This window comes from Thiocapsa sp. (assembly GCF_035467215.1).
In the GTDB taxonomy this organism is placed as follows: Bacteria; Pseudomonadota; Gammaproteobacteria; order Chromatiales; family Chromatiaceae; genus Thiocapsa.
In genome coordinates, this window is the sequence record NZ_DATITZ010000134.1 from 1 (window position 1) to 23,375 (window position 23,375).

The window sequence follows — 23,375 nt, forward strand, 5'->3', positions numbered from 1 at the left end:
CCGACTTCAGTCGGCAACCAGGGAGGCGGACTTCAGTCCGCCGTGGACCCGGGTGCGAAGGCCGTCGGAAATTGCGCGGCGTTGCACGCGTAAACCGTACCGCCGCATTTTGCGTGCTCAGCGGGCCGGCGCCTTTTTCGGCTCGACTGCCGGCTCAAGCGTGGCTTCGATACGCCAAAAACTGCTTCAGCAGAATCGGTTGGATCTCGCCCAGCTCGCGTCGCCGGTCGATGGTATCGTCGCCGCTCACCAGCGCATGCAAGAGACGATATGCGGTCGCGCGATCGTCGCTGGACTCGTCACCCGTTTCGCGGATCATCGCAAAGGCCTTCGGATCCTCCAACAGAAGCCACGCGGGGAAATCCTCGGTCGCCAGTTCGTCCTCCAGTCCGAGGTCGCCGAACGCCTCCCAGAGGTCGGCCAGGCGACGATCCGGAAACGCCGGGTCACGCAGGGCGCGCTCGGCCGCCGACGGGTACTCGCGACAGAGCCACAACCAGTCTCGGCGGGCACCGACCGGATCGCGACCATGCCAGCATGCCTCGGCATGGACGAGGACCAGCACTGGACGGTCGAGCCATTCGGGTTCGGACTCGATCGCCTCTCGCGCACGCTCCCACCGCCCTGCGCGGGTCCAGGCGATCGCCGCATGAAAGTCACCCGAGCCCGGACCCAAAGGACGACCGGCCAACCGCTCGGCCAGCGCCGCCCAAAGGGTTCCGAGAAAATCGCGTGCCCCGTGGCCGAGCAGTTGTCCGGCGAGAGGCCCGATCTCTTCCAACTCGCGCCATCGCTCCTCGACACGTCCGTCGCGCCCGTTCGCATCGGCATCGTCGAGGGTCTGGATCAATCGGAGAAAGCCGCCGAGTCTCGGATGCCGGGGTTCACTGTGCATCAAACGGGCGACCTGATCGCGCGCACGACCCGTGCGGTGCTCGACCAGGGCCGTGCGGACTTCCTCTTCGAGCAGCAGCGCAGTGCTGTCCTGGAACAGGTCTAGTTGGCAACGCTCCGGCGGCGGCGCATAGACGAGCGCGCAGGCGCGGGTCAGCACCGGATGCGGACCGATCGACAAGGGACGCTCTCGATCGCCCCAAGCCGTGTGCTCGATCGGGACGGCCACGAGCTTCTGACCGCGAGCATAAACCCCTGCATCCTCCAAGAATCCGGCAATCGCCTCGGGTGCGGCACGCAGGGCGCTCTGTAGCTCCGACCGACCCCCGGTCCGCCAGGCGACATAGTCCTCGTAGCCAAGCATGTCGGCCGCGAGCAAAAGCTCCAGCGGATCGAGCCGCCCCTGCTCGAGCAGCAGACGGTCGACGAGCGGTCGCAGTGCGTGATCGGGGATCGCGTTGTGTGCCGAGTCCATCAGGTCGCCTTCAAGCGTCGGTCGAACGGCCGTGAATATGGACCGCCAACCAAAGGCAACGGGGCTCGGTCGAGGTCTTGGTCACACGATGCGGGGTCCCCGCCGGGATGAACCGATAGTCGCCCGATCGCAAGATGACCGTCTCTCCCGCGATCCAAAGCTCCGCCTCACCTTGCAGCAGACAGACCCATTCGTCTTGGAACTGATCGTAGAGGGCCCCCTCGGGCCGATCGCTGCTCAGGATGCGCTCGATCCGAACATTCCTGCAGCGCAACAGCTCCGCGAACGCCTCGCCACGGTCGATCTCGGGAAGTTCATGAAAGAGATTGCACGACATCCAGATCAGTCCTCGATAAAAACATCCTGAACCGCGTCGCGCCGAGTCCGCGGTTAGCCTCGACGCAGGTCAAATGCCGCAGCCAAAAAAGAGGCACAGGTCGCGGTTCAGCCCTACAACAAGACCCGCTCGATCCCCCCGTCCTGCACCCGATCCAAGAACCGCTGCTGCCAGCCCTCGCCCAGCATCCGGCCGGCCATCTCGACCACGATATAGTCGGTCTTCAGGCCCGTGTCGTCGGTGTACTTGGCGAGACCTTGCTGGCAGGCCGGGCAGGAGGTCAAGAGCTTGACCTCGCCCGCCCGAACAACGTCCTGCCCGGTAAGCGCCTGGATGCCCGCGGTCAACTCCTCCTGCTTGCGAAACCGGACCTGGTTGGCGATATCCGGCCGCGAGGTCCCGAGCGTGCCCGCCTCGCCGCAGCAGCGATCCGAGAGCATCACCGACTGGCCGATCAGACTCGCCGCCACCTTGAGCGGCGCATGGGTCTTCATGGGCGAGTGACAGGGGTCGTGGTAGAGATAGTGAACCCCGTCGACACCCTCCAGACTCACGCCCTGCTCCATCAACCACTCGTGGATGTCGAGCAGACGACAGCCGGGGAAGATGCGCTCGAACTCGTATTTGAGCAGCTGATCCATACAGGTCCCGCAGGAGACGACGACCGTGCGGATGTCCATGTAATTGAGCGTATTGGCGATCCGATGGAAGAGCACGCGGTTCTCCATCGTAATCTGGCGCCCGCGCTCCTCGAGCCCGGCCGAGCGTTGCGGATAGCCGCAGCACAGATAACCGGGCGGCAGCACCGTCTGAGCGCCCTGCTCGTAGAGCATCGCGAGCGTGGCAAGCCCGACGTCCGAGAAGAGCCGCTCGGAGCCGCAGCCCGGGAAGTAGAAGACCGCTTCGGCGTCCTCGGCCGCTACCCGCGGATCGCGCAGGATCGGCACCTGGGTCTTGTCTTCCAGGCCGAGGATCTGGCGGAAGGTCCGCTTAGGCAGCTCGACTCGGATCGGGCGACTGACCAGTTCCACGACCTGGCTCGCGAGCGCAGGACGATGACTGGTCGCGCCCGGCTTGGCGGTGCGCTTTGCCGTCAACCGCAACGCCTTGGCGACGCGATGGCCGAGGTTCATCCCCGCGAAGCCCCACTGCGCCAGCCCCTTGCGGAGCAGGCGCACGGCGCGGGGATCCGTGACGTTCAGGAACTGCATCGCCGCCCAAGAGCCGGCGTTGAATCGCTTTTGCCCGCGATCGACCAGGATGCGCCGCATCCGCATGGTGACATCGCCGAAGTCGATGTTCACCGGGCAGGGATTCAAACACTTGTGACAGATGGTGCAGTGATCCGCCACGTCGTTCATCGCCTCGAAGTGACGCAGCGAGAGACCGCGACGGGTCTGCTCCTCGTAGAGGAATGCCTCGATGATAAGCCCCGTGCCCAGGATCTTGTTGCGCGGCGAATAATTGAGATTGGCCCGCGGCACGTGCGTCATGCACTTGGGCTTGCACTTGCCGCAACGCAGACAATGCTTGACGTCGTCGTTGAGTGCGCCGAGCTCGGTCTCCTCGAGGATGATGGCCTCTTGCTGTACCAGTCGCAGCGACGGCGTGTAGGCGCCTTCCAGCCCGGAGCCCGGCATCAGCTTGCCCGGATTGAAGCGCGCGTGCGGGTCGACACGCTGCTTATAGGCGACGAAGGCGTCGAGCTTCTCGCGCTCGAGGAACTGCAGCTTGGTGATGCCGATGCCGTGCTCCCCCGAGATGACACCGCCCAGATCGCTCGCCAGCGCCATGATGCGCGCGACCAGGCGGTCGGCCTCGTGGAGCATGGCGTAGTCCGATGAATGCACCGGGATATTGGTGTGCACGTTGCCGTCACCGGCATGCATGTGCAGGGCGACGAAGAGCCGGGAGTCGCGCACTTGGGCGTGGATCTCGGTCAGGCGCTCACGTACTCGGGCCAGATCCTGGCCCGAGAAGATCTCGTTGAGTCGATCGGCCACCTCGGCGCGCAGCGATTGACGCAGATCGCGACGGAGCATCATGGAGAGCAGCGTGTCGCCCTCGCGAATTCGCGCCTTCTCGGCGTCGCTCAGTCGATCGAGATAGTCCGCGGCGGGCGCGTCCAGACCGCTCAAGATGGTCTGCCAGCGCTGCCGCGCGGCTTGGACCGCCTCGCGGGCCGCGTCGCGCTTGGCACTCAGGATGGCGACGGCCTCGGCGGAATCCTGATACTCGCCCTCCCCCCGAGCTTCGGCGAGATCACCGGCGAGATAGTCGAGCACCGCCGCCATGAAGGCGTCCTTGTTGCGGATCGACTGCTCGATGTTCATCCGCTCGATGCCACGACTGTAGTCCGCGAGGCGATCCAGCGGGATCACCACGTCCTCGTTGATCTTGAAGGCATTGGTGTGACGCGAAATGGCGGCGGTGCGGGCGCGGTCGAGCCAGAAGCGTTTGCGCGCCTCCGGGCTGATCGCGATGAAGCCCTCCCCGTCCCGCGCCTTGGCGAGTGTCACCACCTGCGCGGCAGCCTGATCGACCAGCGCCTCGTCGTCGCTCACCAGATCGGCGATCAGCACCATCTTGGGCAGCTCGCGCCGTGCGGCCTTGGTGGTGTAATCCACCGCGCGGACATAGCGCTCGTCGAGATGCTCGAGCCCCGCCATCTGCACGCCCGGCAGCGCTTCGAGATAGTCCTTGATCTCGACGATCGCCGGCACGGCCAGATCCAGATCCGTTCCGAAGAACTCCAAGCAGACGGTCCGCACATGGTCCGGCATCCGATGCAGGACGAAGCGCGCGGAGGTGATGATCCCGTCGCAACCTTCCTTTTGAACGCCGGGCAGACCGGAGAGGAACTTGTCCGTCACGTCCTTGCCCAGACCGACCTTGCGCAGGGCCGAGCCGGGCATCTCCAGAATCTCGGGCTCGCCCTTCGGCGTGATCCCGTCGGGCAGGAAGCGTCGGATGCGGAATCGCACCATCGGCTGCTCGTGGATCTTGCCGCGGTTGTGATCCAGACGCTCGACCTCCAGCCAGTCGGCATCGGGCGTCACCATCCGCCAAGAGGCCAGATTGTCCAGCGCCGTGCCCCAGAGCACCGCCTTCTTGCCGCCCGCGTTCATGGCGACATTGCCGCCGATGCAGGAGGCGTCCTGCGAGGTCGGGTCGACGGCGAAAGCGAGGCCCGACCGATCGGCCAGATCCGACACCCGGCGCGTGACCACCCCGGCGCCGCAGCGTACCGTCGGCACGACGCCTTCGACGCCGGGCAGCGCGATCCGCTCAACGCCCGAGAGGTCTTCCAGCTTCTCGGTGTTGATGACGGCCGTCATCGCCTGAAGCGGCACCGCCGAGCCCGTGTAGCCCGTGCCGCCGCCGCGCGGGATCAGCGTCAGCCCGGCGTCGATACAGGCCCGCACGATCGGTGCGATCTCGGCCTCGGTGTCGGGCGAGATGACCACGAAGGGCATCTCCACGCGCCAGTCGGTGGCATCGGTCGCGTGCGACACCCGCGCCAGCCCGCCGAAATCCAGGTTGTCCTTGTGCGTGATCCCGGCGAGCGCCTTGCGCAGACGCGCACGCTGGGCCTTCTCCTGCTCGAACCAGTCCGCAAAGCGTTGAACGGCCGCCCGCGCTGCAGTCAGAAGCTCGCCGGCCCGGCGATTGTCGTTGAGCCGCAGCTCGAACTGATCGAGCCGATGCGTCAGCGCCTGAAGCAGCAGACCACGACGCTCCGGGTTGTCGATCAGATCGTCCTGCAGGTAGGGGTTGCGCGTCACCACCCACATGTCCCCGAGCACCTCGAAGAGCATCCGCGCCGAACGACCGGTCCGCCGGCTGCCGCGCAGCTCCTCGATCAGGCGCCACAGCGGCTCGCCGAGGAAACGGATGACGATCTCCCGGTCGGAGAAAGAGGTGTAGTTGTAGGGGATCTCGCGGATCCGGTGCTGGGCGGCGGCGGTCATAGGAAGCTAGTCATCGGCGGTAGTTTCTTGCACTGCACAAAATGGTACAGCAAAGGCCACTGTTCATGGCCATGCGGTTGACGAGGCTGCTCGCAGGGTCGAGCTTTTTCGGCGTGTCGAGGATGCGGTTCGAGACCGTTCGTTGTCGTTGTCGTAATCGACCGGCGAGGCGACCACGATTACGACCACGACCACGACAATGACAATGACAATGATCTCGGACGGTCTCGGAATCTCTCCAACTCTCGATAGGTTAAGGGTCGTCGGAAACTCCGATCGACCTTCCATTGACTTGGGTCAAACGGTCGTCGATCGATCCCGGTTAGGTTTGCGCCGATGTCTGCCCCCCCGACCCAGCACCGCACCCTCAGCGCTCGCGTCAACACCTTCGGTCAGTATCTGCTGAGCCGCTATGGTCAGCGGGTGCACAAGCTTGCGCTGAACGCGGGGTTCACCTGCCCCAATCGCGACGGTCAAAAAGGGATCGGCGGCTGCACCTTCTGCAACAACGTCTCCTTCAGCCCCAACGCGAAGGCGCCGGCGCCGATCGCGGCGCAGCTCGATGCCGGGCGTGCGGTGATCGCCAAGCGCACCGGGGCGCGGCGCTTCATGGCCTACTTTCAGGCCTACACCAACACCTACTACCCGATCGACACGCTGCGCGAGCGCTACGACGCCGCGCTCGCCCACCCGGACGTCATCGGACTCTCGGTGGGCACACGCCCGGACTGCGTCCCGGATGCCGTGTTGGACCTGCTCGCCCGCTATCGCGCCCGCGGCAAGGAGATCTGGCTCGAGCTGGGACTTCAGTCCGCGGACGACCGCACGCTCGAACGGGTCAATCGCGGGCACGGGTTCGCGGACTTCCGAACCGCCGTTGCGGCCGCTCGCCGTCGCGGGATCCCGGTCTGCGCGCACCTGATCGTCGGGCTCCCGGGCGAAGGGCGCGACGCGGCCTTGTCGAGCCTGGAGCGGGTGCTTGAGCTCGGCGTGGAGGGATTGAAGATCCACCCACTGCATGTCGTGCGCCAAACCCGTTTGGCGATCGACTGGCGCCGCGGCGACTACACACCGCTCGCGCTGGAGGACTACGTGAGCATCTGCGCCGACATGGTCGAGCGTACGCCGCCCGAGGTGACTTTTCATCGCCTCACCGGTACCGCCTCGCGCGACATCCTGCTCGCGCCTGCCTGGTGCAACCGCAAATGGGCCGTTCTGAACGCCATCGAGGCGGAGCTTTACCGACGCGGCTCGCGCCAAGGCGATCATGCCGCGCCCGCTTCCCATCAACAACTTGCAAGCACAGCCTGACCCTCGGAGACCACCCTGTATGGAGCTCGTTTGTCCTGCCGGCAATCTGCCGTCGCTCAAGGCCGCCGTCGACAACGGCGCCGATGCCGTTTATATCGGCTTTCGCGACGACACCAATGCCCGTCACTTCGCCGGCCTCAACTTCGGCGACAAACAGATCCGCGAGGGTCTGAAGTACGCCCGCGACCGCAAGGTCAAGGTCTTCGTCGCCGTCAACACCTATGCCCAACCGAGCGGCTGGTCGCGCTGGACCGCCGCGGTCGACCGGGCCGCGGACCTGGGTGTCGATGCCCTGATCCTCGCCGACATGGGCGTGCTCGACTATGCCGCCGCGCGTCATCCGAGCCTCAATCTGCATCTCTCGGTGCAAGGCTCGGCGACCAATCCGGCCGCGATCGGCTTCATGCATCGCCATTTCGGGATCCGTCGCGTCGTAGTGCCGCGCGTGCTCTCGCTCGCCCAGGTCGCGAACCTGATCGAGAACGTCGAGGTCCCGGTCGAGATCTTCGGCTTCGGTAGCCTCTGCGTCATGGTGGAGGGGCGCTGCCTGCTGTCTTCCTATGCCAGCGGTCAGTCGCCCAACACCTACGGCGCCTGCTCGCCGGCCGCGCACGTCGAATGGCGTGACACCCCGCAGGGTCAGGAGACCCGGCTCGGCGGCGTCCTCATCGAGCGGCGCGGCCACGGCGAGCCGGCCGGTTATCCAACGCTCTGCAAGGGACGCTTCACCGTCGAAGGCGAGATCCGTCACGCCATCGAGGAGCCGACCAGCCTGAACACGCTCGACATCCTGCCGGGCATCCTCGCAGCCGGCGTGAGCGCCATCAAGCTCGAAGGGCGTCAGCGCAGCACCCGCTATGTCTCGCAAGTCACCGGGGTGTGGCGCGAGGCGATCGATGCCTGCAAACGCAATCCGCAGGCGTTTCGCGCGAAGGAGAGTTGGCATCAAACCCTTGCCTCGGTCTCGGAAGGCGCGCAGACGACCATCGGCCCCTATCACCGGCCTTGGCACTAAACCGGTTCGGCGTAGGGCGACTTCAGTCGCCCTTAAAGGACGTGCAGACATACGCGCTCGGGATGCTGATTCCCGGAAATCGCCATAATCTTCGATGAGTCTTGATCCGGAACGACGATGACAATGGATTCCATGCAGAGCCAATCGCCACGACCGCGCCTCTCACTCGGCCCGATCCTCTATCACTGGCCGCGGGAGCAGGTCCTCGACTTTTATGCCGAGATGCTCGAGACCCCTATCGACGTCATCTATCTCGGCGAGACCATCTGCTCGAAGCGGCGCCTGCTGCGCCCAGAGGATTACTGGGAGCTAGCCGAGCGCGTCGCCGCCGCTGGCAAACAGGCGGTGATCTCGACACTGGCCCTGATCGAATCCGACGGCGAGCTCAAGACACTGAAACGCATCTGTGCCGACGAGCGCTTTCTCGTCGAGGCCAACGACCTAGGTGCGCTGGAGTTTCTCGAAGGACGCCCCTTCGTGGCCGGTCACTCGATCAATCTCTATAACCAGCGCACCCTGGCCTTCCTCGTCGCCCGCGGATTGAAACGCTGGGTCCTGCCGGTCGAGCTCGGGCGCGAAACCGCCGCCGAACTGCTGGCCGCGCGCGCGGACGGCGTCGAGTGCGAGCTGTTCGCCTTCGGGCGCCTGCCGCTTGCCTATTCAGCGCGCTGCTTCACCGCCTACAACCGCGATCTGCCCAAGGACGACTGCCGGTTCTGCTGCGGCGACTACCCGGATGGCCTGCTGGTCGCGACCCAGGACGGCGAGCCATTCCTTGCTCTGAACGGGATTCAGACTCAATCGGCCGGCACTCACAACCTGCTGCCGTCGCTTCAGGAGGTCACGCGCATGGGGGTCGATCTGCTGCGCATCAGCCCGCAGTCGCAAAACACCGCAGGGATCATCGAGGTCTTCTCAACCTGCATGACCGGCGACATGGATCTCACGACCGGCATGTCGAAGCTGCGCGACTGGACCCCATCGGGCCTCTGCGACGGGTATTGGACGGGACAGGCCGGGATCTCAAACAGCCCGATGGAGCGACGGGTTTAGCCTCATCGGTCCACTCGGTTTTACTCCGGCCATCACGGCACTTGGCGCAGAGTGCCACGGGGCATGCGTGACACCGCGGAGCGGGTGTCACGAGCTCCTTGGGGGTTGGGGGTTGGGGGTTGGGGGCGAACCAAGATTGTGCCGAGCCAGGCATGCGAGGCACAACCAACCGTCGGCGCAAGTTGTGCCTCCTATCGTCAGCACACCCTACGGACCTGAAAATACCCGGCAACCACGATCAACGTCCCGGAAAACGCAATCCCGCCATGCGATCAAGTGCCCGCGTGAGCGGCACCCAGCGCGCCGGCGCCTCGAAAGCGTCCAAGAAGTTCTTCAGATAGAGCCCCAGCTCGGTATCCCCGGACATCCGCAGCCGGCGCTGAAAAAACAGCGTATCCGCGTCCTCGCGTCGAGCGGCCAACAGAATGAACTCGCTTAAACCACCAGCGACACTTGCATCCGGCGGCAAGTCCCTACCGTATCCACGGATATGCCCGCCGCTGACACCCAGACAGTAATGCACCCCGATATCGTCGATCTCGATACCGACCCGACGACCGTCCAGAAAATCCAACTCGCCTTCCGCGAGGGACTCCTTCATGACTTGATTCAAGACGGTCGCGAGGGTTTTGCTGTGCAGAACACTCGGGACGAGGCGCAAAGGGAATGTCAAGGGAAATAATAAACGCTGAGCGGAGGGCATTTCTGAGTTCTCGTCACGCAAGGATGGTCGGGCGGCCGATGATTATCTGTTGTATGACCCGGCTCGCCGAATGATCCACGTCAACGACCGCCCCCCGCGATCATTGTCCGCCAACGGAAAGGCGCGACAAGTTTCGACCCAAGACGGGATAGGCAACGAATCCGCCGCCGCGCTCCAGACGCAGATCGGCAACGACTGGTTTGCCTGGTTTGGCAGCACGTACAGCAAGCGCCGGATCAACTTCCTGCAGCTGCTGCAGGCCGGCGAGCGGCGCTACAGCCTCAATTCCCATGCCTTGGAGTACTGGTGCGAGGAGGGTCTGCCCGCGGCAGCGCGCCGGCAACTGCAGAGCCTGACCACGATCACGGGCACGCCGGCTTGGGGGGCGCATCTGGACGCCCTCGGGATCACGAGCATGCGTCATCGGCGCATCGCCACCGAAGGGGCCTTGCTGGGTGGACTGATCCAGATGGGGTTCTCCATAAGCGCCTGCATACCCACAAGAGCGAGCTGCTGTTGGTCCTCGAACGCCCCGATCTGGCTCTGAACACCAAGCGTGCGCTGGCCGCTTCGGCGACGCCATGAGTTTTTGAGAAGTTACCGAGAATAGCCCTGAGCCGTTGTTTTAATAGTGGGCCGTCTAGGATTTGAACCTAGGACCAAGGGATTATGAGTCCCCTGCTCTAACCGCTGAGCTAACGGCCCGTTGTGCGATCGGTCGGCTGTTGCTGGAAGAACGGCGCCATCCGTGGCGCCCGAAGTCCGGAGCTAGTCCGCGTCGAGGAAGCTGCGGAGCTTATCCGAACGCGTGGGATGCCGGAGCTTGCGCAGGGCCTTGGCTTCGATCTGGCGGATGCGCTCGCGCGTGACGTCGAACTGTTTGCCGACCTCTTCAAGTGTGTGGTCGGTGTTCATGTCGATGCCGAAGCGCATGCGCAGCACCTTGGCCTCGCGCGAGGTCAGACTGGCGAGCATGTTCTGGGTCGCCTCGCGCAGTCCCTCGGCGGTCGCGGAGTCGACCGGGGAGATGACGCCTGAGTCCTCGATGAAGTCGCCGAGATGCGAGTCTTCGTCGTCGCCGATCGGCGTTTCCATGGAGATCGGCTCCTTGGCGATCTTAAGGACCTTGCGGACCTTGTCTTCCGGCATGTCCATCCGCTGCGCGAGCTCTTCGGGGGTCGCCTCGCGACCCATCTCTTGGATCATTTGCCGAGAGATCCGGTTGAGCTTGTTGATGGTCTCGATCATGTGAACCGGGATGCGGATGGTGCGCGCTTGATCGGCGATGGAGCGCGTGATCGCTTGGCGAATCCACCAGGTCGCATAGGTCGAAAATTTATAGCCACGACGGTACTCGAACTTATCCACGGCCTTCATGAGGCCGATGTTGCCCTCCTGGATCAGATCCAGGAACTGCAGGCCGCGGTTCGTGTACTTCTTGGCGATCGAGATCACCAAACGGAGGTTCGCCTCGACCATCTCTTTCTTGGCCCGGCGCGCCTTGGCCTCGCCGATCGACATCTTGCGGTTGACGTCCTTGACCTCGCTGATGGTCAGGATGTTTTCCTTCTCCATCTCCTGGAGCTTGCGCTGGGCGCGGCGAATGTCCTGGGAGACCTCGGCGAGACGAGCAGCATAGGGCTTGCCGCTCGCCAGCTGCTGCTCGAGCCACTGCGGATTGGTCTCGTTCTCCGGGAAGGTATCGATGAAGACCTTGCGCGGCATGCCGGACTGCTCGACGCACAGGCTCATGATCACACGCTCTTGCCCGCGAATGCTCTCGATGGTGCGACGCAGGATCTCGGCGAGCTCCTGAAAGACCGGGGCGACCAGCTTGAATTGGAGGAAGACCTCGGAGACGCTCGCCATTGCGGCACGTGAGCGCTCGTCGTCGCGGCCGTGCTGCTCGAGCGCGGAGCGAAGCACGGCGAAATGCTCACGCAAGAGTCGTGCGCGCCGCGCCGCGTCCTCGGGATCGGGTCCGGTGTCCACGACGGGGGCCGCATCGTCGTCGTCGACGTCGGTCTCCGTGTCGGAGTCGTCCTTCGCCTTCTCGCTGGTGACCTGCGCAGGAGTGGCGACAGGCTCTTCCTCGCCGTCGTTGAAACCCGAGATGACGTCGGTCAGGCGCGTCTCCTCGCGCTCGACACGATCGAAGATCTCGATCAGTTTCTCGACGGAGCGCGGATAGACCGAAAGCGCGGAGAGGACCTGGTTGAGTCCGTCTTCGATCCGTTTTGCGATTACGAGCTCCCCTTCGCGGGTGAGCAGCTCGACGGTGCCCATCTCGCGCATGTACATGCGCACGGGATCCGTGGTGCGGCCGAACTCGCTGTCGACCGTCGCCAAGGCTGCAGCGGCAGCCTCGGCGGCCTCGTCGTCGGAGACGGCGGAGTCGCTCAGGGTGTGATCGACGACATCCGGGGCAGACTCATGGACCATGATCCCCATGTCGTTGATCATTCGAACGATGTCTTCGATCTGATCGGTCTCCACGATGCCGGGAGGCAGATGATCGTTGACTTCGCTGTAGGTCAAGTAACCTTGTTCTTTGCCCTTGGCGATCAGTTGCTTCAGCTGGGACTGTTGCTGTTCTTGATCCATGGGATACCCTGATTGAGACGACGGATAGGGGCGTGAAAGGCGAACTACGTAGTTTAGCATGAATATCGCGCCGGCTCTAGCTAGCGGTTGCGTGTTCGGGCTGCAGCCGCTTCCCTCTCGAGCCGGGCGCGCACCTCGTCACTCCAAGCGCCCGGGCTGCGTTGATTCAACGGCTTGCTGCGCTCGTCCTTGAGAACCTCTTCGCCGATGCGGCTCAGGGCCCCGATCAGCTCCGCAGCCATGCCCTCGGGCGGGATATCCCGCAGAAAGGGGTCGACGCTGAGCTGCTGGAGGTACGCAAAGTGCTCTTGGCCGCGCCAACGCTCCACTAATGCCGCTTTGGTGATAGTTGGGTGTGCGGCAATGGTTTCAAGAAGTTGCACCAAAATTGCAGCACCGGGGCTCGGCGAGCGCCGCCAGTCGTCCGGGAGCTGCGCCGCCTCGACGGCAAGCTCGGGGTGATCGAGCAAGAGCGCGATCGCTTGAGCCATCCGAGTCGGCCGGGTTGGACGGGCCGTTTGCACTCGCCCTCGCCGCGCCGCAGGCTTGGGTTTCTGCGGTATTCCGGCCAGGGTGCTCAATCGGCCGGTCAACAGATCGCGGTAGATTCCGGGGGGCACTGCCTGAATTAGCGGCTGAGCCAAGGCGGCGAGACGCGCCCGCCCGTCGATGCTGGCCATGTCGACCTGACCGCAGAGATGCTCGAACAGAAACTCCGACAGGGGCTGAGCCGCAATCATGCGCGCCCGGAAAGCATCGGCGCCCTCGGCACGGATCAGGGTGTCCGGATCTTCTCCGTCGGGCAGAAACAAAAAACGGATCGACTGGCGTCCGGTCGCCGAGGGGAGCGCGCTCTCCAATGCCTTCCAGGCCGCGGCGCGCCCTGCAAGATCGCCGTCGAAGCAGAACACGACCTCGGGCGCCGTGCGCGAAAGCAGCTGGAGATGCTCCGCGGTTGTCGCCGTGCCGAGGGTGGCGACAGCGTTGGTCACTCCGAACTGCGACAGGGCGATGACATCCATGTAACCCTCGACGACGAGCACGGAGTCGAGCTTGCGATTGGCCTTTTGCGCCTCGAACAGCCCGTAAAGCTCGCGACCCTTGTGGAAGATCGGGGTCTCGGGCGAGTTGAGGTATTTCGGCTTGCCCTCGCCGAGCAGCCGCCCGCCGAAGCCGATCACGCGTCCGCGTCGATCTCGAATCGGGAACATGATCCGATCGCGGAAGCGGTCGCGTCGTCGCCCCTCCTCGTCGTAGATCAGCCCGCAGGTCAGCAGGCGCTCGCGCTCCGACGGACTCGCACCGAGGCGAGACAGGAGCAGGCGCCCCTCGGGCGGCGCGAAACCGAGCCCGTAATGCGCCGCTACATCGCCGGTGAGTCCGCGCGCCTTGAGATAGTCGACGGCACGCCGGGCGTCCGGATGGACCCGCAACTGCTCGCGATAGAGCTCCGCGGCCTGCTCGTGAAGCGCGTACAGCGGTCCGTGATCGGGGCCGGCAGGACCTGTTTCGGTCGCGCCGGGTACCTCCAATCCTGCACGGCGGGCCAGCTCGTCGATGGCCTCGCGGAAGTCGAGACGGTCGTACCCCATGAGGAAGCCGATCGCCGTGCCGTGCGCGCCGCAGCCGAAGCAGTGATAAAACTGCTTATCCGGACTGACGGTGAAGGAAGGGGTTTTCTCGTCGTGGAAGGGGCAACGGGCTTGGAAGTCTTTGCCGGCCTTGCGCAGCTGAATCCGCGAACCGACGAGGTCGACGATGTCGGTTCGCGTCAGAAGCTCGTCGATGAACTCGGGGGGAATGCGACCGGCCATGTGCCTCGGCAAACCGTTGAGGTACGACGCCGGAGTCAGCCTCCGAGGCGCTGCTTGACGCGGGCGCTGACGCTGCCCATGTCGGCTCGGCCTTGAATCTGCGGTTTCAGCAGACCCATGACCTTGCTCATGTCGCTCATCGCGCTCGCCTGCGTGGACGTCATCGCCGCGTCGATGAGGGCCGCGAGCTCTTCGTCGGTGAGGGCGCGCGGGAGATACGACTGGATGACCTCGACCTCGAATCGCTCGATCGCGGCGAGATCTTCGCGACCGGCGCCGCTGAATTGGCTAATCGAATCGCGACGTTGCTTGACCATCTTGTCGAGGACGGCGAGCACTTGCGCGTCGTCGAGCTCGATGCGCTCGTCGATCTCGCGTTGCTTGATCGCCGCGAGCATCAGCCGAATCACCCCGAGCCTGGTCTTGTCGCCCGCCTTCATGGCGGCCTTCATATCACTCTGGATTTGAAGCTTGAGCATGGTAAGGCGTTGAAACCGGAGCGGACCGAAAAGAATAGCTTGCAACTTCGTCGCAACGCGAGCAGCGGTCCCGACGAGCGCGGGACCGACATCGACGAACCGACCTCAGTACGGACGCTCCCAGCGACGCGACTCACGCTGCAGCTTCTTCTGATGCCGCTTCACCGCAGCCGCCTTCTTGCGCTTGCGCTCGGACGTCGGCTTTTCGTAAAACTCGCGACGACGGACCTCGGCGAGCACACCTGCTTTTTCGCAGGACCGCTTGAAACGCCGCATTGCGACTTCGAAAGGCTCGTTCTCTTTGACACGCACGCTGGGCATGGATAATCCCTAAGGTTGGCTCCGGACAAGGGCGGATGGTCGAAGTTAAGCGCCGGGATTCTAGCGGAATCCATCCGGTGATTGCAAAGATTTCCGCAGGGTGCTCGAAATCGCTCGAGCGGGGGGTGGAAACGATCCGGAGATCCCCCTATACTTCGCGGCTCGGCGCCGATGTAGCTCAGTCGGTAGAGCAACGCATTCGTAATGCGTAGGTCCGCGGTTCGAATCCGCGCATCGGCTCCAAAAACTCTACGACAACAGCAAAAGCCGGCACGATGCCGGCTTTTGCTGTTTCTGCGGCGGCCAAGCGCCGATCCCGAAGCCTCTCACCGTTGCTGCGCCGGCATGCCGTCCCCGACACACTCCTCACGCGCCGAGGCTGGCCTCGGATTCCGGGGTGTGGCACGCTTGGCCTCAAGCGTGGTGCCGACGGGCGTGGCTCGGAGTCCTAGTGAGTGTCGCCCGAGGTGTCCCTGTTCTCTATCCCGAGGGGTTTGCCGTGAACCTGCGTTCCGTCACTTTGATTCTTTCCCTGGCCACCGTCGGCATGCTTCAGGTCGGTTGCGCCAGCAGCCCGCGAACCGGCACGTTCGACCCTCAAGTCGATGCCTTCCAGGTCGGGGAGCGTCCGCAGATGGCGTTTCCCGGCGCCACCCGCGCGGAGGTGAAGGCGTTGGCGATGGGGTCGGCGAGGAGTCGGGCCTGGATCATCGCCGAGACGACGGACGATCGTGTCGTCGCACGTCGTCCGCTCGATCCGGGCTCACCTCTCGCACGCGAACTTGGCCAAGCAGCGGCTACGGCTGCGCCCGGCAGTCTCGTCGAGGTCACCTCCTATTTCCTCGAGGACCGCAGCACCGTCAATGTTGCGTTGGACGCGGCGCTCGTCTCGACGACACCGGACGGCCAACCGTCGCGCACCGACGTCACCGAGGCCTTTCGTCCGTCATTGGACGAGTCCCTGCGCTCGCTTCACTCCACCTGGTCGCGGGATCGCGGCCGGGTTGCTCGGGCAGCGCCACCCTCGGGAGGCGCACGGGCGGACGACGAGCGTGACGCGGGCAGCACGGACGACGCGGCGCTCGCCGACACCGGCGTGAGCGCGCCGACTGCATGGGGCGACGAGACCGCGGCAGTTGAAACTGCGGCTCCGGCGCTCCCAAGTCAAACGCCCGCCGCAGAGACTCCCGAGCGGACGTCTCCGCCGGCCCCGATGCCTGTCTCCGTTACAGCCGCAACGCCGACCCCCGAGCCACGCAGGCAAGCAGGCAGCCCTGCCCCCATCGTCGATACCAGACCGGCCCTCACTCGGACCCAGCCCGGCCCTGCCACGCAACCGATGTCGCTCCCCGAGCCGCTCCCGCAACCCGCCGTCGAGACAATTCCGGCCAGCGAGAACATGATGGCGCTCGCGCCGTCGTCCGGGGACGTCAGTTGGGCCTACTACGCGGAGCAATATGCGCGCCTTCGGGGCTGCAATGTCGAGCCTAGCGGGTCGACCCTCATCGACTCGCGCAGTGACGGGGAGATCCACAAGGTCCCCTGCGCCGGCGCCGACAGTGTCCTGGTGCAATGTCAAAACGGCGAGTGCCGGGGTCTTCTGTAGCCGGCGCCGCGATGCGAATCGCTCGCCCGCAGGTTGCCTGCTGACGGCGTCACCGTGGACGGCCCCCGATCATCGCCCGGACGACCGAGCAGGTTCGGCGACCAACGTCGACACCTCCATTGCGCGGCACTGCGATCGGCACTGATGGCGCGAATCGTCCCGGTCGCCGCACTCGGGATCCTCGCAATCGAGCTCGCCGCCGCAGCGCCTGCACCCGGCCTCCTCTTGTACGGGGCAACCCCGGAGCAGGCCAGAGACTTCGCGATCACGTCGGCATTCCGGCGCGGGTGGAGTGTCCCCGTGGTCGGCGAGACGACGATCGAGATCGAGCAGATCCTCGAGGAGAGCGACCCCGACGACCCCCTCGCCTCGCGTCGACTGATCCGCATCTCGGCCGTCTTCGTCGCGGAGGACTCCGGGACACGCGTCCTGTTGCGCGCGAGAGAGGTCCAGACATCGGCGAGCGGCGAGGAGTGGTCGACGGATGTCACCGAACGCTATGCCGAGAATCTCGGAAACGCCCTGAGCTCGCTCAGAAGCAAGTGGGACGGACACCGCGACACTGGCCAGCCGAGGACTTCGGAATCCGCCCGCCTACCGACCACGGGAGACGAATCGGCCAACAGGGCTGCGGAGACGGGCTCCGGACCGGTCGGCACTTGGGCCTACTATGCCGAGCGCTACGCCGAGAGCCGCGGTTGCGTGTTGACGGACGCGGAAACCACCCTCGAAGCCTCGGAACCCGATTGGGAGCGGCATCGAATCAGGTGCCGAGACGGCCGCTCGCTGCAGGTGCATTGCCACCTGGGCGACTGCACCACCCGACGATGAGGATAGCCCTCGAAACCTTGCGCTTGCCGGACCGACGAGAACCGGACCGACTCCAAGCCGCACGTCGGCCGCCGCAACCCCGGGCGCCGATCTTCAGCTCGGCGGCGGAGGATCGTCGTCGTTGGACGAGCGACTGTCCCTTCCGGCCAAGAAAAGCGCCGCTACCCCGAGTGCGATCAGCAGCAGAAGGGAGATTGCTATGAGGCTGCCCGCGAGATCCATTGTCGGTGTCTTTCCTCCGGTGTCGGAACGTCCCTCTCGGCAGGGGTTCGCGCCGTGATTGCCGAGCGAGGCCGAGTGATGCGTCCGAGCGCACGATGAAATTCTTCGCCGTCCAGAAGGTCGTCGGGCTGCTCTTGACGCTGTTCAGCTTCACGATGCTTCCGCCTGTCGTAGTCGGGCTGATCTACCGCGACGGGGAGATTTGGCCTTTCCTGGTCGCCTTTCTGCTGATCCTCGGCGTCGGCTTGACGACCTTTCTCCCGGTCATGCGACTCCGGCAAGAGCTACGCATCCGGGACGGATTTCTTGTCGTGGTGCTGTTTTGGACCGGGCTCGGCTTGGCCGGTTCATTGCCTTTCGTGCTGGCCGAGGTGCCGCGACTCTCGGTGACGGATGCGATCTTCGAGTCCATGTCCGGTCTCACCACGACCGGCGCGACCGTCATCGTCGGGCTCGACGATATGCCCAAGGCCATCCTCTTCTACCGCCAACAACTCCAATGGCTGGGCGGCATGGGGATCATCGTGCTCGCGGTGGCGGTATTGCCGATGCTCGGAATCGGCGGCATGCAGCTGTTTCGTGCCGAGATGCCCGGCCCGGTAAAGGACGCCAAGCTCACGCCCAGGATTACCGAGACCGCCAAGGCACTCTGGTACATCTATGTCGCGATGACCATCGCCTGCACGCTCGCCTATTGGGGTGCCGGCATGACCTTTTTCGATGCCATCGGCCACGCCTTCTCCACCGTTGCCATCGGCGGCTTCTCGACCCACGACGCCAGTATGGGCTACTTCAACAGCACGCTGATCGAGATGATCGCCGTGCTCTTCATGCTCGTGGCGGCCATGAGCTTTGCCCTTCATTTTGTCGCTTTTCATCGACTTGATCTCGGTGTCTATCGGCGCGACAGCGAGCTGCGGTTTTTTCTCTTCATCATGGCGACCGTGACCGCCATCACGACGCTCGCACTCTTCTACACCGACACCTATATCACCTGGGACGACGCCCTCACCCACGGCCTATTCCAGGCGGTCTCGATCGGGACGACCGCCGGGTTCACCACCGCGGAGTTCTTTTACTGGCCGCCGTTCATCGAGATCCTGCTGCTGTTCGCGAGCTTCGTCGGCGGCTGTGCCGGCTCGACCGCCGGCGGTATCAAGGTGATCCGTTTCCTCCTGCTCATCAAGCAGGGGATCCGCGAGATCGAGCGCCTCATCCACCCCAGCGCCCAAATCCCCGTGCGCGTCGGCGGCAAGAGCGTCAACCACCGCGTCGTCGACGCCGTCTGGGGATTCTTCTCGCTCTATGTCGCGAGCTTCGTCATCATGTATCTGCTGCTCGCCGCAACCGGCCTGGATCTGCTCACATCCTTCTCCGCGGTCGCGGCCTGCATCAACAACCTCGGACCCGGGCTGGCCCAAGTCGGCCCGCACTACGCGGACCTGCACGACCCGGCGAAGTGGATCCTCTGCGTCGCCATGCTGCTGGGACGCTTGGAGATTTTTACGCTTCTGGTCCTCTTGACGCCCGCCTTCTGGCAGCGCTGAGCAAACGCGGCAGGACCTGCGAGCAGGTTGGCGGTCGCGCCGAGCAGGACTCAACCTCAGGCACAGACCTTCCGGTACACACCGACACGGCGGAACGACATCATGAGCATCCTCGACAACCTCGAAGCCATGCTGGAGCGCGGCCAGGATTCGGCCCTGTTGCGGTACAGCCTGGGTGCCGAATATCTCAAGTCGGACGAGACCGAGCAGGCACTCGGCCATCTCGGCGAGGCCGTGCGGCTCGACCCCGGCTATTCCGCCGCTTGGAAGCTCTACGGCAAAGCGCTCTCGGCGCTCGGGCGCCATGCCGAGGCCATCGATGCGCTCGATCGCGGTATCGAGGTCGCCGAAGCGAAAGGCGACATCCAGGCCGCAAAGGAGATGAGGGTCTTTCGAAAACGCGCCGAGCGCGCGCTCGCCGACGCCGACTGAATGGCGTACGGCGAGGCGCTTGCCTGCACCGGGTGCCCGGATATAATAACGTCCATAAGCGTTCATCGATATACTTCGGAGAAGCACGATGCCGACCTATGATTACCGCTGCGAGACCAACGACCGCGTCCTCGAGGTCAACCACCGAATGAGCGAGAGCCTCACGAGCTGGGGCGAGTTGTGCGCCCGTACGGGCACCGCACTCGGCGACACCCCGGCCGATGCCCCCGTGCATCGTCTGGCGACCGGCGGGAACGTCATCTCAAGCAGGAGTCTCGGTAGCGGCAACGCCCCCGCCTGCTCGACCGGAGCCTGCTGCCCGGGCGGGATGTGCGGTCTGAATTAAGAGATGATCTCGCTGTAGGGGCGACTTCGGCCGCCCCTACCCGCCTGAAGTCTCCATCGATCTGAAGGCGCTGTTCATCATTCCGGCCGTAGGACGGAAGAGCGAGGACGAAGTCCACCACACCCCGCTCGAGTGGCGCGAAGAGCCTCCGGAACGCGGTTCAACCGAGCACCACATCGACCTCGATCAGCTCTCCGTCGCGATAAACCCGCAGGACGACCTTGTCCCCGACCCGATAGGCATCGAGCAGCTCGATCAGCCTCTCCACCGAGCCGACATCCTGCCCGTCCACCGCGACGATCACATCGGCGGCAACCAAATCCCCGTTCTTGCTCATGATTGCCGCGCGCAGCCCGGCCCGTGCAGCGGGCGAGCCCTCCTGAACCTGCAGGACCACCACCCCCGGAACGCCGACGCTCTCGGCAAGGCGCCGACTCAGATCCCCGTCCGTGATGACCCCGAGCGCAGGCCGCACATAGCGACCGTGAGCGATGAGACGCGGCACGACGCGATTGACGGTATCGACCGGCACGGCAAAGCCGATCCCCGCAAAATTCCCCGACGGGCTGAAGATCGCCGTATTCATCCCGATGACCCGCCCGGCGCTGTCGATCAGGGGGCCACCCGAGTTTCCGGGATTGATCGCCGCGTCCGTCTGGATCAGATGCTCGATCTTGCGACCCTCATCCGACGGAATCGTCCGATCGAGCGCCGAGATCACGCCGCCGGTCAGCGAATAGTCCAATCCGAAGGGATTGCCGATCGCGAAGACCTTCTGTCCGACCTTCAGGTCGTGACTCGAGCCGATCGCCACCGGCGGAGGCCCGCCGGCGCCGCTGTCGATCCGCAACACCGCGATGTCGTGCTCGGGGCTGACCCCGACCAACGCCGCCTCGTAGACGCGCTGATTGGACAGCCTGACATAGGCCGCCTGAACGTCGGCAACCACATGATAATTCGTTACGACATGACCCTGTCGGTCCCACATGAACCCGGAGCCCGTGCCGCGAGGAACCTCCAGGAGATTGCGCGACAACAGGTCCATGACCCGCCCGGAGGTGGTGATGTAGACCACCGACGGACTGATCGACTCGAAGATCGCGATGGTTGTCTGCTCGTCGGCGGCCAACTCACCTCGCGCCGTGATCGCGCGCGGCTCGGCCTGGTACCGGATGAAGAGATTCTCGATCCATGGCCGGCTCGCCAATGCGATCAGGAAGAAGATCACGAACCAAAAGAGGAAGCGACTGAGGGCGAAGGCGTGCATGGGTGCGCCGTGGCGTTGGAGAGGTCTGGATTGTACCAGGTGACCGAATGCGGCTGCGCTGCGCGCGCGCCTCAAGCGAGCGCTTCGCCCTGCTCGTCGGGCGGAATCGGCCAGGCCGCGAGAATAGCTTGGACCAGGGTCGCGAGCGGAATCGCAAAAAACACACCCCAGAAACCCCAGATCCCGCCGAACACCAGAATAGCCACGATGATCGCGACCGGATGCAGATTCACCACCTCGGAGAATAGCAGCGGCACCAGGACATTGCCGTCGAGAGCCTGGATGATGAAGTAGGCCACCGCGAGCCAGACGAAGGGCGGAGTCCAGCCCCATTGGAACCAGGCCACCAACATCACCGGCACCGTGACCACGGCGGCCCCGATGTAGGGAATGATGACCGAGAAACCGACCAGCAACGACAAGAGCATCGCATATTTGAGCCCGAAGCCGAGGAAGGTGGCGTAGGTGACTAGCCAGACGATCAGAATCTCCCAGGCCTTGCCCCTGACGTAATTGGAGATTTGGCGATCGACGTCCTTCCAGATGTCGTTCACGATCGTACGGTGGGTCGGCAGGAATCGATGAAACCATCTCACGATCAACTCCTTGTCCTTCATGAAGAAGAAGACGAGCAGCGGCATGAGGATGAGATAGACCAGGATGGTGATGACCCCGACGACACTGGCGAGCGACCAGGAGAGGACCCGCTGACCGAACATCACGGTCTCGGCCCTGATCGCCCCGATCAACTCCGCAACCTGGGCCTCGGTCACCAGCTCCGGGTAGTGCTCGGGCAGATCCAGAAGCGCCGTGGTCGCGACAGAGATCATCGACGGCAACTGCTGCACCAGCTCGGTGACCTGACGCGAGACCGAGGGCGCGACGCCCACCAGCACCAAGGCAACGAACACCAAAAAGGCGACATACACCACCAAGACGCTGGCTAAGCGCGGCAAACCTCGGCGCTCGAGCTGCCCGACCAAACCCTCGAGCAGATACGCGATGACCATGCTGGCCAACACGGGCATGAGCATGCGGCCCATGGTAATGACCACAGCAAACAGGATCAGCAGCAGGATAGCCAGGAAAATGATCTGGGGATCGGAGAAATAACGCCGAAACCAGTTCGCGACGATTTTCATGTGGACTGAATCAGCCTTCCGAGGGGTGTTTGGCTCGGTAGTCGCGGTAGTGGCGGACAAACAGCGCCTCGAGATCGTCGATGACCTCGTTTGCCGGGCGCCCCTGCAGGACGTGCGCGGACATCAGCGCCGAGGTTTCGTTGAGCATCGGTCCGCGATCGAGCATCTCGTAGGTCTTCGACAGACGCTTGATCGCGGCGACCACGCTTTCGGTGGTCGGACGCTGCACGGGAATGGGTTCGCGTGGCCCGCGATGCGGCTCCGGGGTCGCGGCCCCGCGCTGCGCGAGAAACTCGGCGAATGCGAGCAGCGTCTCGCGCTCCGCGGGAGCGAGCGCGCGGAACAACCGCACGAGACGCCGCTCCGGCTCGGGCCCTTGAATTCGACTCATCACGGGGAGCGGCTCAGCGGAGATTCGAGGGTCGGCGACAGCCACGGCGGACCTGCGGCGTCGCAGTCGCTCGGGGTAGGTTGGTGACGGGGGCCATTGGGTTTCGGCGTCAGTCGTCGTGCTCGCGGCAGTAGGCCCGCGCAAACTCCAGCAACTCCTCCATGACGCGCAGTCGAAACTTCTGTTTCTGATGGACGAAGGAGAAGGGGCGATCCAGCGGCGGATCCAGGTTGAGGGCGACCAGCGTGCCCAGCTTCAGCTCCTTCTGAATCGTCGCACCCGACACCACCGACACGCCCATCCCGGCCTCCACGGCGCCTTTGACGGCCTCGGGGCTGCCGAGCTCCATCGACACCTTGAGCACGGAATGACAATCGTGTTGCAGGTTCAGGTAATCGTTGATCACCTCGCGGGTTCCCGAACCTTCTTCACGGCAGATGAAGGGGTACTCGAGGAGGCGCTCGAAGGTGACCATCCCGGCACCGGCAAGCGGATGACTCGGCGGGACGATCGCGAATAGATGATCGCGCTTGCAATGCTCCACGACCAAGTTCTTGTTCCCGACCGGCGCCTCGACGACGCCGAGATCAATGGTGTTGTTCTCCACCATCGAG

The 23,375-nt window shown here is 64.4% G+C and carries 21 protein-coding genes and 2 tRNA genes; 10 read left to right on the forward strand and 13 right to left on the reverse strand.

From position 1 onward, the window contains the following. Nucleotides 1-154: 154 nt before the first annotated feature. From VLR48_RS07655 to VLR48_RS07665, 3 genes are all read right to left on the reverse strand, one after another. Nucleotides 155-1,369 carry a hypothetical protein gene (locus VLR48_RS07655; RefSeq protein WP_325291214.1) on the reverse strand — a complete coding sequence of 405 codons (1,215 nt, stop codon included), beginning with the start codon at nucleotides 1,367-1,369 and terminating at the stop codon, nucleotides 155-157. A 10-nt stretch (nucleotides 1,370-1,379) separates the two neighbouring features. After that, on the reverse strand, nucleotides 1,380-1,706 hold the full coding sequence (locus tag VLR48_RS07660; RefSeq protein WP_325291215.1) for a cupin domain-containing protein: 327 nt from the start codon (nucleotides 1,704-1,706) through the stop codon (nucleotides 1,380-1,382). A 113-nt stretch (nucleotides 1,707-1,819) separates the two neighbouring features. Beyond that, nucleotides 1,820-5,677, reverse strand: coding sequence for a DUF3683 domain-containing protein (locus VLR48_RS07665; protein ID WP_325291216.1), 3,858 nt, complete (start codon nucleotides 5,675-5,677; stop codon nucleotides 1,820-1,822). Between the two features lie 336 nt (nucleotides 5,678-6,013). Between VLR48_RS07665 and VLR48_RS07670 the strand changes: the two genes are divergently transcribed. The 3 genes from VLR48_RS07670 (at nucleotide 6,014) to ubiV (ending at nucleotide 9,056) form a co-directional block, all read left to right on the forward strand. Beyond that, nucleotides 6,014-6,988, forward strand: coding sequence for a TIGR01212 family radical SAM protein (locus VLR48_RS07670; protein ID WP_325291217.1), 975 nt, complete (start codon nucleotides 6,014-6,016; stop codon nucleotides 6,986-6,988). Between the two features lie 19 nt (nucleotides 6,989-7,007). Further along, complete coding sequence (ubiU, locus tag VLR48_RS07675) at nucleotides 7,008-8,003, forward strand: ubiquinone anaerobic biosynthesis protein UbiU (RefSeq protein WP_325291218.1); 996 nt, start codon at nucleotides 7,008-7,010, stop codon at nucleotides 8,001-8,003. A 123-nt stretch (nucleotides 8,004-8,126) separates the two neighbouring features. Then, nucleotides 8,127-9,056: a ubiquinone anaerobic biosynthesis protein UbiV gene (ubiV, locus tag VLR48_RS07680; protein ID WP_325291233.1), complete on the forward strand. Its 930-nt coding sequence runs from the start codon at nucleotides 8,127-8,129 to the stop codon at nucleotides 9,054-9,056. A 238-nt stretch (nucleotides 9,057-9,294) separates the two neighbouring features. On the opposite strand, the gene ubiT is transcribed toward ubiV, so the two are convergent. After that, complete coding sequence (ubiT, locus tag VLR48_RS07685; protein WP_325291219.1) at nucleotides 9,295-9,759, reverse strand: ubiquinone anaerobic biosynthesis accessory factor UbiT; 465 nt, start codon at nucleotides 9,757-9,759, stop codon at nucleotides 9,295-9,297. 103 nt (nucleotides 9,760-9,862) lie between these two features. On the opposite strand from ubiT, the gene VLR48_RS07690 reads away from it, so the two are divergent. Further along, nucleotides 9,863-10,306: a hypothetical protein gene (locus VLR48_RS07690; protein WP_325291220.1), complete on the forward strand. Its 444-nt coding sequence runs from the start codon at nucleotides 9,863-9,865 to the stop codon at nucleotides 10,304-10,306. Between the two features lie 85 nt (nucleotides 10,307-10,391). Here VLR48_RS07690 and VLR48_RS07695 read toward each other — a convergent pair. The 5 genes from VLR48_RS07695 to rpsU all read right to left on the reverse strand — a co-directional run bounded on the left by VLR48_RS07695 (nucleotide 10,392) and on the right by rpsU (nucleotide 14,977). Further along, nucleotides 10,392-10,464, reverse strand: a tRNA-Ile gene (locus VLR48_RS07695). Between the two features lie 63 nt (nucleotides 10,465-10,527). After that, the gene (gene rpoD / locus VLR48_RS07700) at nucleotides 10,528-12,423 is read right to left on the reverse strand and encodes an RNA polymerase sigma factor RpoD (protein ID WP_325291221.1); all 1,896 of its coding nucleotides are present in this window, start codon (nucleotides 12,421-12,423) and stop codon (nucleotides 10,528-10,530) included. Between the two features lie 20 nt (nucleotides 12,424-12,443). After that, nucleotides 12,444-14,177: a DNA primase gene (gene dnaG / locus VLR48_RS07705; protein WP_325291222.1), complete on the reverse strand. Its 1,734-nt coding sequence runs from the start codon at nucleotides 14,175-14,177 to the stop codon at nucleotides 12,444-12,446. Nucleotides 14,178-14,212: 35 nt separating this feature from the next. Further along, nucleotides 14,213-14,656, reverse strand: a complete 444-nt coding sequence (locus tag VLR48_RS07710) for a GatB/YqeY domain-containing protein (RefSeq protein WP_325291223.1) — start codon at nucleotides 14,654-14,656, stop codon at nucleotides 14,213-14,215. Between the two features lie 105 nt (nucleotides 14,657-14,761). Further along, a complete protein-coding gene (gene rpsU / locus VLR48_RS07715) occupies nucleotides 14,762-14,977 on the reverse strand; it encodes a 30S ribosomal protein S21 (protein ID WP_007041206.1) in 216 nt (71 codons plus the stop codon). 167 nt (nucleotides 14,978-15,144) lie between these two features. On the opposite strand from rpsU, the gene VLR48_RS07720 reads away from it, so the two are divergent. From VLR48_RS07720 to VLR48_RS07745, 6 genes are all read left to right on the forward strand, one after another. After that, nucleotides 15,145-15,220, forward strand: a tRNA-Thr gene (locus VLR48_RS07720). 208 nt (nucleotides 15,221-15,428) lie between these two features. Continuing rightward, nucleotides 15,429-16,583 carry a hypothetical protein gene (locus VLR48_RS07725; protein ID WP_325291224.1) on the forward strand — a complete coding sequence of 385 codons (1,155 nt, stop codon included), beginning with the start codon at nucleotides 15,429-15,431 and terminating at the stop codon, nucleotides 16,581-16,583. Nucleotides 16,584-16,727: 144 nt separating this feature from the next. Beyond that, nucleotides 16,728-17,414 (forward strand): hypothetical protein, encoded by a 687-nt coding sequence (locus VLR48_RS07730; RefSeq protein WP_325291225.1) that lies wholly within the window; start codon nucleotides 16,728-16,730, stop codon nucleotides 17,412-17,414. A gap of 317 nt (nucleotides 17,415-17,731) precedes the next feature. Further along, nucleotides 17,732-19,183, forward strand: coding sequence for a TrkH family potassium uptake protein (locus VLR48_RS07735; RefSeq protein WP_325291226.1), 1,452 nt, complete (start codon nucleotides 17,732-17,734; stop codon nucleotides 19,181-19,183). Between the two features lie 102 nt (nucleotides 19,184-19,285). Next, nucleotides 19,286-19,615, forward strand: coding sequence for a tetratricopeptide repeat protein (locus VLR48_RS07740; protein ID WP_325291227.1), 330 nt, complete (start codon nucleotides 19,286-19,288; stop codon nucleotides 19,613-19,615). Between the two features lie 88 nt (nucleotides 19,616-19,703). Continuing rightward, a complete protein-coding gene (locus VLR48_RS07745) occupies nucleotides 19,704-19,961 on the forward strand; it encodes a zinc ribbon domain-containing protein (RefSeq protein WP_325291228.1) in 258 nt (85 codons plus the stop codon). Between the two features lie 160 nt (nucleotides 19,962-20,121). Here the strand turns inward: VLR48_RS07745 and VLR48_RS07750 are convergent, their stop codons facing one another. From VLR48_RS07750 to VLR48_RS07765, 4 genes are all read right to left on the reverse strand, one after another. Continuing rightward, a complete protein-coding gene (locus VLR48_RS07750) occupies nucleotides 20,122-21,228 on the reverse strand; it encodes a S1C family serine protease (protein ID WP_325291229.1) in 1,107 nt (368 codons plus the stop codon). 71 nt (nucleotides 21,229-21,299) lie between these two features. After that, on the reverse strand, nucleotides 21,300-22,370 hold the full coding sequence (locus VLR48_RS07755) for an AI-2E family transporter (protein WP_325291230.1): 1,071 nt from the start codon (nucleotides 22,368-22,370) through the stop codon (nucleotides 21,300-21,302). Nucleotides 22,371-22,380: 10 nt separating this feature from the next. Further along, nucleotides 22,381-22,761: a hypothetical protein gene (locus tag VLR48_RS07760; RefSeq protein ID WP_325291231.1), complete on the reverse strand. Its 381-nt coding sequence runs from the start codon at nucleotides 22,759-22,761 to the stop codon at nucleotides 22,381-22,383. A 109-nt stretch (nucleotides 22,762-22,870) separates the two neighbouring features. After that, nucleotides 22,871-23,375, reverse strand: a 505-nt coding sequence (locus VLR48_RS07765; RefSeq protein ID WP_325291232.1) for a LysR substrate-binding domain-containing protein, incomplete at its 5' end; no start/stop codon positions are given.

Coding starts and splice junctions, on each gene's coding strand:
- rpsU (WP_007041206.1), bottom strand. CDS start 14,977: ATGCCCAGCGTGCGTGTCAAAGAGAACGAGCCTTTCGAAGTCGCAATG.
- VLR48_RS07755 (WP_325291230.1), bottom strand. CDS start 22,370: ATGAAAATCGTCGCGAACTGGTTTCGGCGTTATTTCTCCGATCCCCAG.
- VLR48_RS07710 (WP_325291223.1), bottom strand. CDS start 14,656: ATGCTCAAGCTTCAAATCCAGAGTGATATGAAGGCCGCCATGAAGGCG.
- ubiU (WP_325291218.1), top strand. CDS start 7,008: ATGGAGCTCGTTTGTCCTGCCGGCAATCTGCCGTCGCTCAAGGCCGCC.
- dnaG (WP_325291222.1), bottom strand. CDS start 14,177: ATGGCCGGTCGCATTCCCCCCGAGTTCATCGACGAGCTTCTGACGCGA.
- ubiV (WP_325291233.1), top strand. CDS start 8,127: ATGGATTCCATGCAGAGCCAATCGCCACGACCGCGCCTCTCACTCGGC.
- VLR48_RS07740 (WP_325291227.1), top strand. CDS start 19,286: ATGAGCATCCTCGACAACCTCGAAGCCATGCTGGAGCGCGGCCAGGAT.
- rpoD (WP_325291221.1), bottom strand. CDS start 12,423: ATGCTAAACTACGTAGTTCGCCTTTCACGCCCCTATCCGTCGTCTCAA.
- VLR48_RS07735 (WP_325291226.1), top strand. CDS start 17,732: ATGAAATTCTTCGCCGTCCAGAAGGTCGTCGGGCTGCTCTTGACGCTG.
- VLR48_RS07750 (WP_325291229.1), bottom strand. CDS start 21,228: ATGCACGCCTTCGCCCTCAGTCGCTTCCTCTTTTGGTTCGTGATCTTC.
- ubiT (WP_325291219.1), bottom strand. CDS start 9,759: ATGCCCTCCGCTCAGCGTTTATTATTTCCCTTGACATTCCCTTTGCGC.
- VLR48_RS07665 (WP_325291216.1), bottom strand. CDS start 5,677: ATGACCGCCGCCGCCCAGCACCGGATCCGCGAGATCCCCTACAACTAC.
- VLR48_RS07670 (WP_325291217.1), top strand. CDS start 6,014: ATGTCTGCCCCCCCGACCCAGCACCGCACCCTCAGCGCTCGCGTCAAC.
- VLR48_RS07730 (WP_325291225.1), top strand. CDS start 16,728: ATGGCGCGAATCGTCCCGGTCGCCGCACTCGGGATCCTCGCAATCGAG.
- VLR48_RS07655 (WP_325291214.1), bottom strand. CDS start 1,369: ATGGACTCGGCACACAACGCGATCCCCGATCACGCACTGCGACCGCTC.
- VLR48_RS07760 (WP_325291231.1), bottom strand. CDS start 22,761: ATGAGTCGAATTCAAGGGCCCGAGCCGGAGCGGCGTCTCGTGCGGTTG.
- VLR48_RS07660 (WP_325291215.1), bottom strand. CDS start 1,706: ATGTCGTGCAATCTCTTTCATGAACTTCCCGAGATCGACCGTGGCGAG.
- VLR48_RS07745 (WP_325291228.1), top strand. CDS start 19,704: ATGCCGACCTATGATTACCGCTGCGAGACCAACGACCGCGTCCTCGAG.